Origin of the sequence: Bradyrhizobium sp. SHOUNA76, from assembly GCF_023006445.1 — a bacterium.
Lineage (GTDB): Bacteria > Pseudomonadota > Alphaproteobacteria > Rhizobiales > Xanthobacteraceae > Bradyrhizobium.
The window spans coordinates 1-16,576 of the sequence record NZ_JALBHA010000090.1 but is presented as its reverse complement, the minus strand read 5'-3'; the positions used below and the strand labels follow the sequence as shown (position 1 = coordinate 16,576).

The 16,576-nt window shown below is 64.1% G+C and carries 13 protein-coding genes; 9 read left to right on the top strand and 4 right to left on the bottom strand.

Annotation, left to right across the window (positions count from 1 at the left end; genetic code table 11):
- Positions 1–685 (top strand): hypothetical protein (locus MOV74_RS13340; RefSeq protein WP_246922449.1); only part of this gene is annotated, 685 nt, incomplete at its 5' end.
- A 6-nt stretch (positions 686–691) separates the two neighbouring features.
- Here the strand turns inward: MOV74_RS13340 and MOV74_RS13335 are convergent.
- Positions 692–1,948, bottom strand: a complete 1,257-nt coding sequence (locus MOV74_RS13335; RefSeq protein ID WP_246922446.1) for a hypothetical protein — start codon at positions 1,946–1,948, stop codon at positions 692–694.
- 399 nt (positions 1,949–2,347) lie between these two features.
- Here MOV74_RS13335 and MOV74_RS13330 point away from each other — a divergent pair, with 399 nt between their 5' ends.
- Positions 2,348–5,497: a GAF domain-containing protein gene (locus MOV74_RS13330; protein ID WP_246922443.1), complete on the top strand. Its 3,150-nt coding sequence runs from the start codon at positions 2,348–2,350 to the stop codon at positions 5,495–5,497.
- Positions 5,498–5,578: 81 nt separating this feature from the next.
- Complete coding sequence (gene map, locus MOV74_RS13325) at positions 5,579–6,328, top strand: type I methionyl aminopeptidase (RefSeq protein ID WP_246922440.1); 750 nt, start codon at positions 5,579–5,581, stop codon at positions 6,326–6,328.
- Positions 6,329–6,350: 22 nt separating this feature from the next.
- Here the strand turns inward: map and MOV74_RS13320 are convergent, their stop codons facing one another.
- Positions 6,351–7,760 carry a PLP-dependent aminotransferase family protein gene (locus MOV74_RS13320; protein ID WP_246922437.1) on the bottom strand — a complete coding sequence of 470 codons (1,410 nt, stop codon included), beginning with the start codon at positions 7,758–7,760 and terminating at the stop codon, positions 6,351–6,353.
- A 114-nt stretch (positions 7,761–7,874) separates the two neighbouring features.
- On the opposite strand from MOV74_RS13320, the gene MOV74_RS13315 reads away from it, so the two are divergent.
- Both MOV74_RS13315 and MOV74_RS13310 read left to right on the top strand, forming a co-directional pair.
- Positions 7,875–8,336: a carboxymuconolactone decarboxylase family protein gene (locus MOV74_RS13315; protein WP_246922434.1), complete on the top strand. Its 462-nt coding sequence runs from the start codon at positions 7,875–7,877 to the stop codon at positions 8,334–8,336.
- A 44-nt stretch (positions 8,337–8,380) separates the two neighbouring features.
- Positions 8,381–9,019 (top strand): HD domain-containing protein, encoded by a 639-nt coding sequence (locus MOV74_RS13310; protein ID WP_246922431.1) that lies wholly within the window; start codon positions 8,381–8,383, stop codon positions 9,017–9,019.
- Between the two features lie 25 nt (positions 9,020–9,044).
- On the opposite strand, the gene MOV74_RS13305 is transcribed toward MOV74_RS13310, so the two are convergent.
- Together MOV74_RS13305 and MOV74_RS13300 are read right to left on the bottom strand one after the other, a co-directional pair.
- Entirely contained in the window at positions 9,045–9,311 is a 267-nt protein-coding gene (locus MOV74_RS13305; protein ID WP_246922428.1) for a DUF3551 domain-containing protein, read from the bottom strand.
- A 1-nt stretch (position 9,312) separates the two neighbouring features.
- Positions 9,313–9,633, bottom strand: a complete 321-nt coding sequence (locus MOV74_RS13300; protein ID WP_246922425.1) for a DUF3551 domain-containing protein — start codon at positions 9,631–9,633, stop codon at positions 9,313–9,315.
- 253 nt (positions 9,634–9,886) lie between these two features.
- Between MOV74_RS13300 and MOV74_RS13295 the strand changes: the two genes are divergently transcribed.
- The 4 genes from MOV74_RS13295 to MOV74_RS13280 form a co-directional block, all read left to right on the top strand.
- On the top strand, positions 9,887–10,606 hold the full coding sequence (locus MOV74_RS13295) for an outer membrane protein (RefSeq protein ID WP_246922422.1): 720 nt from the start codon (positions 9,887–9,889) through the stop codon (positions 10,604–10,606).
- A gap of 487 nt (positions 10,607–11,093) precedes the next feature.
- Entirely contained in the window at positions 11,094–14,597 is a 3,504-nt protein-coding gene (dnaE, locus tag MOV74_RS13290; protein ID WP_246922419.1) for a DNA polymerase III subunit alpha, read from the top strand.
- A gap of 114 nt (positions 14,598–14,711) precedes the next feature.
- On the top strand, positions 14,712–15,455 hold the full coding sequence (locus tag MOV74_RS13285; RefSeq protein ID WP_246922417.1) for a carbonic anhydrase: 744 nt from the start codon (positions 14,712–14,714) through the stop codon (positions 15,453–15,455).
- A 266-nt stretch (positions 15,456–15,721) separates the two neighbouring features.
- On the top strand, positions 15,722–16,576 hold an 855-nt coding region (locus tag MOV74_RS13280; protein ID WP_246922415.1), incomplete at its 3' end, for a caspase domain-containing protein.

Sequence of the window (16,576 nt, the reverse complement as noted above, 5' to 3'; positions counted from 1 at the left end):
TGCCGAGCGCGTTGCCGGGCAGCTCAAGCAGCTCGGCGGCACGGTCGAGATCCTGCAACCCACCGACATCTATCGCCTCGACGATACCCCCGAGAAGATCGGACCGGCCGTCACCACCATCGACGCGCTGGCCCGCGCACTCCGTCTCAGCAAGACCGAGCACGCGCATCTGAAGGCGCTGGCCCGCGACGGGGCAAGAAGCCCGTTCACACGCGAAATCGTGCCGCCGCCTATCCGGCGGATGATCGAGAGCCTGCCTCAGCCGGCCTATATCACCGGCCGTCGCTGGGACGTGCTGGCCTGGAACGATGCAGCCGAGGACATCTTCGCCTTCGGGCAATTGACGGAGCAGGATCGCAACACGCTGCTGCTGGTCTTGACCAACAAGCAGACGCGAAAATTCTACGGCGCGAGCTGGACCGACGTCGCCAAGAGCATGGTTGCGATGTTTCGCGCCACTCACGACGTCTGGGCCGGCGATCCCGCCTTCACCGAGCTGCTGATGCGGCTGCGCCAGGGCAGTCCGGAATTCGTCAAATGGTGGGAAGCTCACGACATCCGCAGCACCATGTCCGGCCTCAAGACCATGAACCATCCGACCAGGGGCGTGCTCCGGTTCGAGCACACCAGCTTCCAGGCCAATGACGATCCCGCGCTGAAGCTGGTGATCTATACGCCGGTGTGAGGTGTCTTACGGCGACGGCGCGGCGGCGGGCGTTGTGGCGGCGTTCGGCACCGTGGCGGGCCAAGGGCTGATCGGGCTGAGCGTCGACAAGGCGCACGATGACTTGAGCTGGGTCCATGCGGACGTGAGGCCCGTCAAGTCGATGTCGAATTTCGTCGTGTCCGTCTTGTCGTCCGGCATCGTCGTGGTTTCGCGGACATGCAGGGCGCGGGACGCTAACATCGACTTGACCGTGTCGGAGTCGATGCTTCCCCGCCAGAGCTCGTACTTGCCGGACCGCACTGGAGATCCTCCGGCCACCTTGCCCATCGCCACATCCGCGGTCATCAGGATCGTGCTTTTTCCGGCGGCCGCCTCGTCGATCTCGCCCGCGAATGTCAGCGGCACGCGCTTGCTGCTTTCGCAAGACAGCCGCCACTCCATCGTCCGGAACGAGGTGCCGTTCTCCTTCTTCATCACCGCGACCTTTTGGACGAACGGCCGCGCTTGCTTCTCCAGCCTCCACGTCGTCTCGGCCAGCGGCCGCGTGTCGATGCCGAAACGATGGAGCTCGAGCCGCGTCAGCACGTGCAGGCTTTCGAACTTGACGGTGCGGATCAGAGCATCAAGCTCGCCGCTGATTCCCATCGCCGCAATGAACGCGGCGCGGTCGCGGTCGGCGCGGGCGATCCGGCGCCGCCTTGCCTCTGCGACCACCTCCGGAGGTGGATCCCCTCGAAAGCGGAGGATCAGCCTGGAGTTATGGACTGCCAGCGCGGCATCGGGCGCAACCTCGCGCGAGGTCGCGCCGAGAAACAGATAACCGCAGGCCGAGTTGCACATCGCATGGTAGGTGGTGAGGTCGGCCTCGACCTCGCCGGTCGTGGTCTTGATCTTCAGGCAGGCGGCGTCCACCTGCGTGCCCGCGGCGCACGCCGTCGCGGTCGTTCGGCCAACCCGCGCGACCGCCTTGCGGCTGCGCAGCAGCCGGCCGATCAGATAGGACTGCTCCACGTTTCCGCCGGGCGAATGAAGGTAGATCGGTCGCTGCGTGTCCTTGACGCCGGCGAGGAAGCGGCGAACGCGGGACGCGGCGTCCTGGTCGATCTGGCCCTCAATCGCGATCCAGCGATCGCAGCCCGGCCCGCACGCGTCGGGAGCACCCTTGGCCAGATAGATCGTCAGCGTGGAGGCAAATCCGGCTTTCTCGGCCGGCGGTCCTGCTGCGTGCAACGCGCCGGGAATCGACAGGCAGGCCAGGAGAAACAGGACTCGGACGAGCATGAACTGTCAGACCACGAGGTGCATACCAACACCGACGCTATACGACGATCGGCGCCTTCACAACTTGCGGTAGCGTCTCGGGCCGCGTTTATTTTGCCGACATGGTGCGTCGGGTTCGAGCAACACGAGCATAGGCCGACGATGACCCCGACTGAAGTTCGTGATTTGAGCGCCGCTGCAGGGCAGCGTCAGTTCGCTCCCACCAGCGTCGGAAGGCGGGGAGTGGAGCAATCCGGCGCGTGGCGTGCGCCGGCGGAACCTTAACGCCTTCATGAAGTTATCGGACGCGCGGGTGCCGATTTCTCGCTGGCGTCGTCGTCGGCTCGAAGCGGACATCACGTCGCAAGCTTGCTTTGAAACGCGATTTGGTCAAACGAGCAAAGTGTCGGGGGGAGTCAGATGACAACGGCGGCCGGGGAGACCTCGACCGATCGCAATGCCGTCTTGGCCGCACTGGGCGACTACATCCGAGAGATCGCTAACCCTGACCATCTTGCTTATGCTGCGGCAGAGTTGCTTGGCCGCAGTCTGAAGGTGAGCCGGGCAGGCTACGGCACGGTCGATACATCGGCCGAGACCATCACCATCGTTCGCGACTGGAACGCGCCGGGAATCTCCAGCCTGGCAGGGGTGCTGCGCTTCCGCGACTACGGCAGCTACATCGAAGATCTGAAGCGCGGCGAGACCGTCGTCTGCGCCGATGCGGAAAAAGATCCCCGTGTCGGCGACCGGGCCGGGGCTCTCGAGGCCATCTCCGCGCGCGCGCTCGTCAACATGCCGATCTCGGAGCCCGACGGGGTCGTGGCGCTGCTGTATCTCAACAACGCCGCGCCCCGCGAATGGAGCCGCGAAGAGCTGGAGCTCATCCGCGACGTTGCCGAGCGCACGCGCACCGCGGTCGAGCGTCGCCGTGCGGAGACGGCCGTGCGGGAGAACGAGGCCCGGCTGCTCTTCCTGGACGCACTGAACAAGGAGACGGCCAAGACCCGCGATGCCGATGGCGTGATGGCGGTGACGACCAGGATGCTTGGTGAGTACCTCGGCGTTGCCAATTGCGCCTATGCCGACATGGACCCGGACCAGGACGGCTTCACCATTCGCGGGGATTGGGCCGCGCCCGGCGCGATGCATATCCTTGGCCACTACAGCCTGGCTGACTTCGGCACGAAGGCGGTGCGAGAGCTCAGCGCCGGCTGGCCCCTCATCATCAACGACAATCTGAAGGAGATCGCGCCCGAGGAAGCTGCCACGTTCCAGAATATCGGGATCGGTTCGACGATTTGCATGCCTTTGGTCAAGGAAGGGCAGCTCACCGCCTTGATGGCGATCCATCACCGCGACCCGCATCGGTGGACGTCGCGCGAACTCGCCCTGCTCACCGAGGTGACTGAGCGATCTTGGGCGCATATCGAGCGCGTTCGGTCCGAACAGGCTGCCCGGGAAGCAGCCGAGCGGCTGGTGCTCGCGAACAAGGCGGCCGGCATCGGCACCTGGGACTACGATCCGGTCAACGACGTTCTGCGATGGGACAGCCGCTGCAAGGAGGTGTTCGGTCTCTCGCCGGACGCCGACGTCAGCTATGAAGGGTCTTTCCTGCAGGGCATTCATCCCGACGACAGGCAGCGTGCTGACGAAGCCGTATCAGCGGCGCTAAAATCCAATGCTCCGATGGGTTACAACATCGAATACCGAACCGTCGGGATCGAGGATGGTGTCGAGCGCTGGATTGCGGCAACTGGTGAAGCCATCTTTGCCAACGGCCAGGCCGTTCGATTCATCGGGACGGTACTGGATATCACCGCGCAAAAGAAAACCGAGCGTCACCTCAGAATACTGAACGACACAGGTGCGTCGGTCGCCCGTGAACGGGACCTTGAGAAAATCGTGCAAACCGTGACGGATGCCGGCGTCGAGCTGACGGGCGCCCAATTCGGAGCCTTCTTCTACAACGTTCTGACGGCGGACGGCGGCAGCTACATGCTCTATGCGTTGTCCGGCGTGCCGCGATCTGCTTTCGAGAACTTTCCGATGCCCCGGAACACGGCCGTGTTCGGGCCGACGTTCGAGGGCACAAGCGTAGTGAGGTCCGACGACATCCTGCAGGATCCGCGCTATGGCAAGAACGCACCGCGGAAGGGCATGCCCGAGGGCCATCTACCGGTCCGATCCTATCTGGCGGTCCCTGTGATCTCGCGGACGGGCGAGGTGCTCGGGGGGCTTTTCTTCGGTCATGCCGAGGCAGGTAAATTCCAGCGCGAGCATGAGGCCGCGTTGCTCGGAATTGCCGGCCATGCTGCCACCGCGATCGACAACGCCCGGCTTCTGACCCGGCTCGAGGCGCTCAATGCCGAGCTGGAGCAGCGTGTCGCAGATGAGATCGCCGAGCGCATGAAGGCCGAGGAGCAATTGCGGCAATCCCAGAAGATGGAAGCCGTGGGTCAGTTGACCGGAGGCATCGCCCACGACTTCAACAATATGCTGGCCGTGATTCTCGGCAGCTTGAATCTCGCCAAGCGGCGGCTCGGCAAGGGAGAGGTCAACATCGACCGCTTCATCGAGGGCGCCATCGACGGCGCAAACCGCGCGGCCACCTTGACGCAAAGGCTGCTGGCGTTCTCGCGCCAACAACCTCTGGCGCCGGAAGTCGTGGACCTCAACGGGATGGTCGGAGGGATGAGCGAGCTGCTGGAGCGATCGCTCGGCGAGCTTGTTCGCCTCGAAACGGTCCTTGCGGGCGGCCTGTGGCGCGTCAAGGCGGATCCGGCCCAGCTGGAAAGCGCTGTCATCAACCTCGCGGTCAACGCCCGCGATGCCATGCCGAAGGGCGGCCGGCTGACCATCGAGACCAGCAACGCCTCGATCGATCGGAAATTTGCCCGCGAATACGCATTGTCGCCCGGACAGTATGTTCTCATTGCCGTGACGGACAACGGCACTGGAATTCCAGCCGACGTGCTGGGAAAGGTGTTCGATCCGTTTTTCACGACCAAGGTCGTGGGCAAGGGCACCGGCCTCGGCCTCAGTCAGGTCTACGGCTTCGTGCGGCAGTCGGGCGGCCACGTCAAAATCTACTCGGAAGTCGACGTCGGCACCACGGTGAAGATCTATCTTCCACGCTTCGCCGGCGAGGAAACTGCCTCGACTTCGTCGCAAGGCGTGACGCATCCTGGTGCAAGCCTTCAGAGCGAGACCATTCTTGTCGTAGAGGACGATGAGCGGGTCCGCAGCATCTCATCCGAAAGCCTGCGCGAGCTTGGCTATAGGGTGATCGAGGTCGCGAGCGCCATGGAAGCGATCAGGACGATCGAAAATGGCTTCGTTCCGGATCTGCTGTTTACCGACGTCGTCATGCCCGAGATGACCGGCGCCGAACTTGCGGCCGAGCTGTCGAAGCTATACCCGGATCTGAAGGTGCTGTTCACCACCGGCTATACGCGCAACGCGATCGTTCACAACGGCATGCTCGATGCCGGCAAGCATCTGCTTTCCAAGCCCTTCGCGATCGAAGACCTGGCCGCCAAGGTTCGCAATCTGCTCGACGAGGGTTGAAGACGTTTCGGGCGAGGAGAACTCTGCGGTTTGCAAGCCGGCTTCGCAAGCGCTATGCCGGAGCTTTCGGAAGAGCATGGCATGACGATCTCGGATGACGACGACCTCACGCGCCTGAAAGAGATCGGGCGTATCGTCGCCAATACGCTGGAGGCGATGGGGAAAGCGCTTGAGCCGGGCATGACCACCTCCGAACTCGACCTGATCGGGCGAAAGCTCCTGGAGGGCGCCGGAGCGCGTTCGGCCCCGGAGCTCGCCTACGATTTTCCCGGGGCGACTTGCATCAGCGTGAACGAGGAGATCGCTCACGGCATCCCTGGCGAGCGGCGGATCGCGCGCGGCGACCTCGTGAACATCGACGTGTCAGCCGAGAAGAACGGCTTGTTTGCCGATACTGGCGCCTCGTTCGCCATTCCGCCCGCAACCCGCGCTGTCGAACGTCTTTGCAGGGATGGCCGGCGCGCGATGTGGACGGGCCTCCAGCAGGTTGGAGCCGGCAAACCGATTGCCGGCATCGGTCAAGCCATAGGGACGTTTGCGCGCAAGAACGGTTACAGCCTGGTCCGCAATCTCGCCAGTCATGGCGTCGGCCTGTCGCTCCACGAGGAGCCGACCGAGATCGCAACATGGCCCGACCGCTCCGAGCGCCGCCTCATGAACGAGGGCCTGGTGTTCACCGTCGAACCGTTCCTGTCTCTTGGCGCCGAGTGGGCAGAGGATGGCGATGATCCGTGGACGCTCTATAGCAGCCCCGCGGCACCGACCGTCCAGTACGAGCACACCGTGATCGCCACGCGAAACGGACCTTTGATCGTGACGCTGGCGGGTTAAGGTCATCGAGCCCGGAGTCCAATCACGATAGGCGGTCGATGATCTCGAGGAGCCGGTCGCAGGACACCTCGATCCTCCTGAGCGGAGACGTTGCGATGCCCAGCAACAGTCCTGGGCGCGCCGAAGCCTTCGACGCATACCAGAGCGACAGCGGCGTAGGCGCCAGTCCAAGCGGCGCTGCTTCCCTGGCGATGGCAAGATCGGATGCCCGGTCCGGCAATCGCAGCACCGCCGCCAATCCGGCAATCGCAAGGTTTGCGGTGCGTGGGCGAAGGTATTTCAGCAACGCATCGCCTTGCGCGGCGTAGGTGCGCTTCGTGCGTCGCAGATGCCTGAGATAATGGCCGTCGCGCATGAAGTCGGCCGTGGCGAGCTGCACCGCGGGCCCGGGTGCCGGCGCGAGGCACGCCGCAGTCTCGGCAAATCGCGACGCCAGAGCGGCGGGTGCCACGACAAAGCCGAGCCGCAAGGCAGGGGTTATGGTCTTGCTGAAGGAGCCGATGTGAATAACCCGGCCGGCGCGATCGAGCGAGGCGAGCGCCGGCGTGGCCCGGCCCTTGAGTTGAAGTTCGCTGAGATAATCATCCTCGATCACCCATGCCTTGCTTTGGGCCGCCCAGTCGAGCAGGCGCGCGCGCCGTGCCAGTGACAGTGTGGATCCGAGCGGCGCTTGCTGCCCTGGCGTCACGACAACCAGCGCCGCGTCGGGTGCATGTTGCAGGCCGTCGTCGACATCAATGCCATCATCGTCAACCGGGATCGGCACGATCGACAATCCCGCAAGCCCGAGCCCGTGCCGGGTGAAGGGAAAGCCGGGATCCTCCATCCAGACCTTCTGCTTTTGCTCGATGCCGAGGACACGGAGCGTCAGGCCGAGGCCGCCGCTGAAGCCGCTGGTGATGATGATCTGGGACGGCGTGCACTCGATCCCGCGCGCCAGCGCAAGGTAGGCCGCGATCTCATCTCGCAAGTCCGGCTCGCCGCGCGGATCGGGGTAAATGGCAGGCGCGCTCATTTCGGCACGAACCGCCCGCGCGCGCATTCGCGCGAGCAGCGTCGCAGGAAAAGTCTCCTGTGAAGGCACGCCCATCTGGAAGATCGCCGGGCCCGCCGTGAGCTCCTGGTACATTTCCATGAATGAGCCGGGGGCGGGAGCCTTGTCCCGCCGCACGGGGAAGCGCGGCCGGTCGGCGACATGCGTGCCTGTCGCGCGGGCTGCGACGATCAGTTGGGCGGATGCGAGCTTTTCATAGGCTGAGCGCACGGTGCCGCGCGCAACGCCAAGCTGAGCGGCCAAGTCCTGCCATGAAGGAAGGCGTGCGCCCGGTGCGAGCACGCCGCTTTCAATGGCGGCCCTGATCCCTTTGTGGATCTGCTCTGCCAGCGGTGTCTTCGCGGACCGATCGAGCTCCAGCCGCAGCGGTTTGGACATGGTTCTTGGTACACGATTTTCGTGGGTTCTTGGTTCTTTTTTATGAACCAGAGCGAGGGCATTTGAGGAGGGAAAGGGGGAGTGCTTGCCCCTCGATCATCAAGGAGAAAGCGGATGAGTGAACGCCTCAACTACAACCACATCGCACCGGCAGGCGTGAAGGCGCTTGGCGGCGTCTATGGCTACGTCATGCAGAGCGGGCTTCCCGCGACGCTGGTGACCCTCGCTTACTTGCGCATCTCGCAGATCAACAATTGCGCCTACTGCCTCGACATGCACACCCGCGACTTGCTCAAGAGCGGGGTGAAGGTCGAAAAGCTCGCGCTGGTCCAGGCATGGGCTGAGGCCGGCGATCTCTTCGACGAACGCGAGCGCGCGGCGCTTGCATGGGCCGAGACGGTGACCCGTGTCGCCGAGACGGGCGTGCCGGATAAGGCGTATCAGGCCGCCCGCGCGGTCTTCGGTGAGCGCGAACTTGTCGATCTCACGATCGCCATCAGCCTGATGAATGCGTACAATCGCATGTCGATCAGCTTCCGAAATACGCCGCAGGCCGCGCTCGAGAAGGCGGTCTGACGGATCGCGCGGCATCAGCCGAAACGCAAAGCAGGAGCTTGAAAATGACGAGCGTGATTTCCGGCGTCAAAATTCCCGACAGCCAACTGGCGCGCGAGGCCGCTGAATTGGTGCGCAGCTACGAAGACGACATGCTGTTCAATCATTCCGTCCGCGTCTACGTGTTCGGCGCGATGAAGGGGCTGCGTCAGAAACTGAAATTCGATTCCGAGCTGCTCTACGTCGCGGCGCTGTTCCACGATCTCGGCTTGGTCGATCACTACCACACGCAGACAAAGCGATTTGAGGTCGACGGAGCCGACGCTGCGCGTGAGTTTCTCCGGACGCGCGGTATCGCCGAGCCGCAGGCCGATCTGGTCTGGGAAGCAATCGCGCTGCACACCACGCCCGGCATTCCACAATATATGAGGCCGGAGATCGCTCTCACCAACGCAGGCGTTCTGGTGGACGTCGTCGGCGTTGGATATGACGACTACACACCGGAGCAGCGCGACCAGGTGATATCAGCGCTTCCGCGTGGCGACTTCAAGAATGAATTCCTCAAGGTGCAGACGTGTTCAGCCCTGAAGAAGCCGCAGACGACGTTCGGGACGGTCAATTTCGACTACATCGAAGATCACGATCCGAGCTTTCGCAAGCCGAACGCGTGCACGCGCATCCGCAATACTCCTTGGCAAAGCTGAGGGACGCGAAGGCAATAGTTCGGAATCATTCGGCGTCAGCTGCACCGCGTCTGGAGCGACGAGAGGGCGGCGGTTTCTTCCGCGAAAAATACGGATTCACCACGCAACTCGCCGAACGTCCGACGGCGAGATATCTGCACTGCTCGAGCGAGCCGTAGCGGCAGTCGAAATAGCCGACGGCGCCGTAGATCTGCATGCACACGGGATAGCTCGGATCATAGGTCTGCGCGCGTGCAGATCCGCCCGCGAGGAGCAGACCGGTCACGACGAGTGCGAGGCGAGGGCGGTGCATCTCAGCGCGGCAGGTAGTAGCCGGGCGAATAACCCGGCATCTGCCCGCGCGGACGATTCTGGTAGGCGTAGGGGTCGTCGCTCTGTCCGGCGAAGAAGGGATTCGCGATGCAGGTCAGGGCGCGTCCCGATGCGCTTGCCTGACACTGCGCGTAGGTGTCGAACCTGCAATTGCTCAGACCCGGCCATTCATCGCCGGTGAGGCAGAACGGATGGTGCGTGCCGAACGCGCGCGCCGGTGTGCTTGCGCTCGACGCGAGTGCAAATGTGGCGAGTGCGAGCGAAAATGTGGCGACAATGGGGAGGGCAACTCGTCTAGGCATCTTCAATTCTCCATCACGCGAACGTGCGAGCGACGTTGTTACGCGTGCATGCAATTTATCTCGTGTCGCCGACATTGGAACTACAGAAAATACTTGTTTCAAAGGGTTTCCAGCTCGCGCTGATAAATCTTCATTCATGAAGCGCGGGCCTTTGGTGCGAACTGTGGCGTCGAGGTTACAGCAATTCCGTTGTTCGCTGTTATGACCACTGCGCGGCCAGGGGGCCTAACGACGAAACTGGAACGGGACTCAAATGAAGAAGAATTTGTTGCTTGCTGCTGTGAGCCTTGTCGCGCTGAGCGCGACTGCGCCGGCGCTGGCTGCTGATCTCGCGGCACGGCCCTACACCAAGGCGCCAGCGATGGTCGCCGCGATCTACGACTGGAGCGGCTTCTACATCGGCATCAACGGCGGCGGCGGTTCGGCCGACACGTCGTGGAACCTCGTCGGCTTCGGTGCCGAAGGCTCCCACAACTCCACCGGCGGCACGGTCGGTGGTCAGGTCGGTTACCGCTTGCAGTCCGGCCAGTTCGTGTTCGGCGTCGAAGGCCAGGGCAACTGGGCCGACTTCTCGGGCGACAACATCAGCGGCATCACCGGCTTCCGGAACCGCACGCGCGTCGACTCGTTCGGTCTGATCACCGGCCAGGTCGGCTATGCCTGGAACAACGTCCTGCTCTACGCGAAGGGCGGTGCGGCCGTCGTCAGCAACAAGTACGACGTCTACAGCACTGTCACGGGTGCGAACCTCGACCGGACCGACGAGACCCGCTGGGGTGCGACGGTTGGCGCGGGCCTGGAATTTGGTTTTGCTCCGAACTGGACGGTCGGCGTCGAGTACAACCACATCTTCCTCGGCGACCACGACGTCACCTTTGCCAGTGGCGCTGTCGAGCGCGTCAAGCAGGACGTCGACATGGGCCTCGTCCGCCTGAACTACAAGTTCGGCGGCCCGATCCTCGGCCGTTACTGATATCAATCGCTCTCTTCGAGCGTTTGTCGAAGCCCCGGCCTTGCGCCGGGGCTTTTTTTATTGTGCGGATTCAACGAGTTAACCATTCGATTGCGGGATGGTTGAGGTGACTTGACTCCCGAGAACGAAATGAGAACAATGTTCTTCATACGTTCTAGCAAGGGAGCGAGATCATGTTCAAGATTTTCGTGGAAGAAGCGGCAGCCCTGGCGTCCATCACGCTGTTCGTAGGGATGATCGCGATCTGGGCCCAAGTCATACCGCAACTCTGATTCCACAGCTGCAGGGCGCCGGCTTGTAAACCCGTGTTCCCCCTTACTGGTAGCCCTTGGGGAAAAGCGGGACGACGCGGCGAATCGGCCGCTCCGGCGTGGACTCTGGAGCAGTGACACCTCACCATTGTGAGGCGAGTCGGCCGGGCGAGGGCATGATGCCTTGAAGAGCCGGCGACCGCTTCATCTCATCTGCAAGAGGCCGTCACGCGACCATGCCGAGCGCCGGATTTGTTCACCTTCACGTTCACTCGGCCTATTCGCTGCTCAAGGGCTCGATCAAGATCGCCAAGCTCGCCGAGCTTGCCAAGAAGGATCACCAGCCGGCCCTGGCTCTGACCGACACCGACAATCTGTTCGGTGCGCTGGAGTTCTCCGACAAGATGGCGGGCTCCGGCATCCAGCCGATCGTCGGCTGTGAGCTGGCGATCGATTTCGGTGACCAGGATCCGAACGCGCGCAACGCGATGGGGCCCTCGCGCGTGGTGCTGCTGGCGGCGCAGGAGCGCGGCTATCGCAGCCTGATGCGGCTGAACTCGCGGGCGTTCCTCGAATCGCCGGACAGTCATGCTCCGTTCGTCAAGCTCGACTGGTTCGACGGCGAGACCGAAGGACTGATCGCGCTGACGGGCGGACCGGACGGGCCGATCTCGCTGGCGCTTGCCGGCGGTCATGCCGAGCTCGCCGCGCTGCGCTGCGAGCGTCTGGCCGGCCTGTTCGGCGACCGCCTCTACATCGAATTGCAGCGCCACAACACCGACAAGGAACGGCGTGTCGAAAGCGGCCTGATCGACATGGCCTACGCCAAGGGATTGCCGCTGGTTGCGACCAACGAGCCGTATTTCGCCTCGACCGACGATTACGAAGCGCATGATGCACTGCTCTGCATCGCAGGCGGGCGGCTGATCGCGGAGACCGAGCGCGAGCAGCTCACGCCCGATCATCGCTTCAAGACCCGCGCCGAGATGGCGGTGCTGTTCGCCGACATTCCGGAGGCGCTTGCCTCGACGGTGGAGATCGCCGAGCGCTGCTCGTTCCGGCCGATGACGCGCAAGCCGATCCTGCCGTTCTTCACCGTCGGCGCCGCGCAGAGCTCGGACGCCGCGGCGGTCGAGTCGGCGGAATTGAAGCGCCAGGCGGAGGTGGGGCTTGCCAACCGTCTCAGCGTCCACGGCCTGTCGCAGGGCACCACGGAAGAGGACTACAACAAGCGCCTGGCGTTCGAGCTCGACGTCATCATGCGCATGAAATACGCGGGCTACTTCCTGATCGTGTCCGACTTCATCAAATGGGCGAAGGGCCAAGGGATTCCGGTGGGGCCGGGCCGCGGCTCCGGCGCAGGCTCGCTGGTCGCCTGGGCGCTGACCATCACCGACCTCGATCCGATCAAGTTCGGCCTGCTGTTCGAGCGCTTCCTCAATCCCGAACGCGTCTCGATGCCGGACTTCGACATCGACTTCTGCCAGGATCGCCGCGGCGAGGTGATCAGTTACGTGCAGCAGCGCTACGGCCGCGACCAGGTCGCGCAGATCATCACCTTCGGTACGCTGCAGGCGCGCGGCGTGCTGCGCGACGTCGGCCGCGTCCTGCAGATGCCTTACGGGCAGGTCGACAAACTCACAAAACTCGTGCCGCAAAATCCGGCCGCGCCGGTGACGCTCGCCGCCGCGATCGAGAGCGAGCCAAAGCTCCAGGCGTTCCGCGACGAAGACCCGGTGGTGGCGCGCGCCTTCGACATCGCCCAGCGCCTGGAAGGCCTGACGCGCCACGCCTCGACGCATGCTGCCGGCATCGTCATCGGCGATCGGCCCCTGAGCGAGCTCGTGCCGCTCTACCGCGATCCCAAATCCGACATGCCGGTGACCCAGTTCAACATGAAATGGGTCGAGCCGGCCGGCCTCGTCAAGTTCGACTTCCTCGGCCTGAAGACGCTCACCGTGCTCGACGTCGCGTGCAAGCTGCTCAAGCCGCGCAACATCGACGTCGATCTTGCGACGCTGCCGATCGACGATGCCGAGAGCTACCAGATGCTGGCGCGCGGCGAGGTGGTCGGCGTGTTCCAGGTTGAAAGCCAGGGCATGCGGCGCGCGCTGGTCGACATGCGCCCGGACCGTTTCGAGGACATCATCGCGCTGGTCGCGCTGTATCGCCCGGGTCCGATGGCGAACATCCCGACCTATTGCGCGCGCAAGCATGGCGACGAGGAGCCGGAATATCTGCACCCCGTGCTGGAGCCGATCCTGAAGGAGACCTTCGGCGTTATCATCTACCAGGAACAGGTGATGCAGATCGCGCAGGTGATGTCGGGCTATTCGCTCGGCGACGCCGACCTCTTGCGCCGCGCCATGGGCAAGAAGATCCGCGCCGAGATGGACAAGCAGCGCGACATCTTCGTCGCGGGCGCGGTGAAGAACGGCGTGCCGAAGGGACAGGCCGAGACCATCTTCGAGTTGCTCGCCAAGTTCGCCGACTACGGCTTCAACAAGAGCCATGCGGCGGCCTACGCGCTGGTGTCCTACCACACCGCCTACATGAAGGCGCATTATCCGGTGGAGTTCATCGCGGCGTCGATGACGCTCGATCTCAACAATACCGACAAGCTCTCCGAATTCCGCTCGGAGGCGCAGCGCCTCGGCATCAAGGTCGAGCCGCCGAACGTCAACCGCTCCGGCGCGACCTTCGAGGTCGGCGAGAAGACGATCTATTACGCGCTCGCAGCGCTCAAGGGCGTCGGCATCCAGGCGATCGAGCAGATCATCGAGGAACGCACCAAGCGGGGATTGTTCACCTCGCTCGCCGACTTTGCCGCGCGGGTCAATCCGCGCGCGATCAACAAGCGCATCATCGAAAGTCTCGCCGCCGCCGGCGCCTTCGACACGCTGGAGCCGAACCGCGCCCGCGTCTTCGCCGGCGCGGACTCGATCCTCGCCGCGTGCCAGCGCGCGCACCAGGCCGAGACCATCGGCCAGAACGACATGTTCGGGATGTCGGCGGATGCACCGACCATCATGCTGCCGCAGATCGAGCTGTGGCTGCCGGCCGAAAAGCTGCGCCGCGAATATGATGCGATCGGATTCTTCCTGTCGGGACATCCGCTCGACGATTACGCCACAGTGCTGAAGCGACTGCGGGTGCAGAGCTGGGCCGAATTCTCGCGCGCGGTGAAAACCGGTGCCACCGCCGGCAAGGTCGCGGCCACCGTGGTCTCGCGCATGGAACGGCGCACCAAGACCGGCAACAAGATGGGCATCATGGGCCTGTCTGATCCGACCGGCCATTTCGAGGCGGTGCTGTTCTCCGAGGGCCTCGCGCAATATCGCGACGTGCTGGAGCCGGGCGCCGCTGTGCTGCTGCAGCTCGGGGCCGAGCTCCAGGGCGAGGACGTCCGCGCCCGCGTGTTGCATGCCGAGCCGCTGGATGATGCCGCCGCCAAGACGCAGAAGGGGCTGCGCATCTTTGTGCGCGACACCAAGCCGCTGGAGTCGATCGCCAAGCGGTTGGCCAGCCCCGACATGGCCGCATCGAATGGCGCCGCGCCAAAGATCGGCAGTCCGGGCATCGCACCACGCTCGAACGGCGATGGCGAGGTCTCACTGGTGATGATGCTCGACCTCGAGACCGAGGTCGAGATGAAGCTGCCCGGCCGCTTCAAGGTCTCGCCGCAGATCGCTGGCGCGATCAAGGCGGTCGCGGGCGTGGTGGACGTACAGCAGCTCTGACGTCGCCTGCGCTGCCGCAAACCAAAGCTTAACTATCAAGCTCGCGCATGGTTTCAAAGTCTACCTGGCACAGCTATCAGTTGTTGCCCGGCGCAAAACCAAGGAAGAAGAATCATGTGTGACAAATGCTCTGAAAATCTGCATCAATCGCATGCTCCCTCCCGGCGTTCGATGATGCTTTTCGCCGCCTCCGCGCTCGGGGTGGCGGCGTTTGGTGGGCCCGCGTCGGCCAAGGAGGCGAAGGCGCCGCCGAAACCCCAGAACGTGCTGTCACCCGATGCGGCGCTGAAGCGGCTGATGGAGGGCAATGCGCGCTATGTGTCGGGCGTGTCGCGCCGCCACGATTTCACGCATGAGCGCGAGGCTCTGGTCGGTGGTCAGAATCCCTACGCAGCCGTGTTGAGCTGCGCCGATTCTCGGATCGCGCCTGAATATGCCTTCGACAGCGGACGCGGAGACCTGTTCGTGTGCCGCGTCGCCGGAAACTTTGCCGGCGATGAGACGGTTGCGAGCATGGAGTACACGGTCGCCGTACTCGGCACGCCCCTGATCCTGGTGCTCGGCCACGACAATTGCGGCGCCGTCGACGCGACGATCAAGTCGCTGAAGGACGACAAGCCGCTGCCGGGGCACATCCCCACGCTGGTCTCCGCGATCGCGCCGGCGGTGAAGACGGCGGCCCAGCAAAGCGGGAACGCGCTCGACAACGCCATTCGCCAGAATGTCCTCGACAACGTTGCCAAGCTGAAATCGGCCGCCCCGATCCTCAACGCAGCGGTCGAGCAGGGCAAGCTCAAGGTGGTCGGCGGCATCTATCGGTTGAGCACCGGGACCGTCGAGTTGCTTGCCCAGGGCTGAGCCCGGCTTCGGGGGTACCGGAGCCAGGCGGTCGCGCCTCTGCCCGTTGAAGGGCGGCCGCCAAGCAGGGACTTGAAGGAGCCTCGCGCAGTTTCTAGGGTGCGCGAGGCTGACTTGAGGCCGGCACAAGGGTGGCATGGAGCTGACGCCGGCAGCGGCGTGGCCACGCCACCGCCTTAATCCGCGCCTTTCGTTCAACCGCCGTTCAGCCGGCCGCGCGCCTCATGCGTGGTGGCTCCTCAACAACAATAACGGGCAAGCAAGCCATGCGTGGGACGCTCAGGGTCTTTATCTGCCTTCTGCTGCCGATCGTGGCCCTTGCCGCCGGCGCGCCGGGATCGGTACGCGCCCAGCAGCAGGAGAAGCGCATCGCGCTCGTGGTCGGCAACGGTGCCTACGCCAAGTCGCCGCTGGCGACGACCGCGAACGATGCCGGCCTGATCGCCCAGACGCTGCAGGCGGCGGGCTTCGACGTGGTCGGCGCGCGCGACCTCGACGGCGACACGCTGCGCAAGAGTTTTCGCGACTTCATCCAGAAGGCCCAGGCCTCGGGGCCGGGCACGGTCGCGATGATCTATCTTGCCGGCTACGGCGTGCAGCTGGCCGGCGAGAACTATTTCATCCCGGTCGATTCCAACATCACCCGCGACACCGACGTTCCGACCGAGGCCTTGCGCATCAGCGATTATGTGCGCCAGCTCGCTTCTATCCCCCTCAAGGCCAACATCGTGGTGCTCGACGCGGCCCGCGCGCAGCCCTTCATCGAGGGCGGCCAGCAGATCGCGAGCGGTCTGGGGCTGGTCGAGCCGGAGCCGAACATGCTGATCGCGTTCAACGCGGCACCCGGCACGGTCGCGCCGGAGGAGGCGGGGCCCTACGGCATCTACGCCCAGTCGCTGGCCGAGATGATCCGCACCGGCGGCCTGCCGCTGCCCGAAGTGTTCGACCGCGTCCGCCTGCGCGTCAACGAGGCCTCGAAGGGTGCGCAAGTGCCCTGGAACGAGCAGAAGATCACAGCCCCGTTTTCGTTCTTCGAGCGAGCGCCCGACGCGCCGCCGCCGGAGACCGCACCCGACCAGGTCGCCGCGATCCGGAGCAAGCCGATCCGCGATCTCGGCGTG

Coding starts and splice junctions, on each gene's coding strand:
- MOV74_RS13335 (WP_246922446.1), bottom strand. CDS start 1,948: ATGCTCGTCCGAGTCCTGTTTCTCCTGGCCTGCCTGTCGATTCCCGGC.
- MOV74_RS13330 (WP_246922443.1), top strand. CDS start 2,348: ATGACAACGGCGGCCGGGGAGACCTCGACCGATCGCAATGCCGTCTTG.
- map (WP_246922440.1), top strand. CDS start 5,579: ATGACGATCTCGGATGACGACGACCTCACGCGCCTGAAAGAGATCGGG.
- MOV74_RS13320 (WP_246922437.1), bottom strand. CDS start 7,760: ATGTCCAAACCGCTGCGGCTGGAGCTCGATCGGTCCGCGAAGACACCG.
- MOV74_RS13315 (WP_246922434.1), top strand. CDS start 7,875: ATGAGTGAACGCCTCAACTACAACCACATCGCACCGGCAGGCGTGAAG.
- MOV74_RS13310 (WP_246922431.1), top strand. CDS start 8,381: ATGACGAGCGTGATTTCCGGCGTCAAAATTCCCGACAGCCAACTGGCG.
- MOV74_RS13305 (WP_246922428.1), bottom strand. CDS start 9,311: ATGCACCGCCCTCGCCTCGCACTCGTCGTGACCGGTCTGCTCCTCGCG.
- MOV74_RS13300 (WP_246922425.1), bottom strand. CDS start 9,633: ATGCCTAGACGAGTTGCCCTCCCCATTGTCGCCACATTTTCGCTCGCA.
- MOV74_RS13295 (WP_246922422.1), top strand. CDS start 9,887: ATGAAGAAGAATTTGTTGCTTGCTGCTGTGAGCCTTGTCGCGCTGAGC.
- dnaE (WP_246922419.1), top strand. CDS start 11,094: ATGCCGAGCGCCGGATTTGTTCACCTTCACGTTCACTCGGCCTATTCG.
- MOV74_RS13285 (WP_246922417.1), top strand. CDS start 14,712: ATGTGTGACAAATGCTCTGAAAATCTGCATCAATCGCATGCTCCCTCC.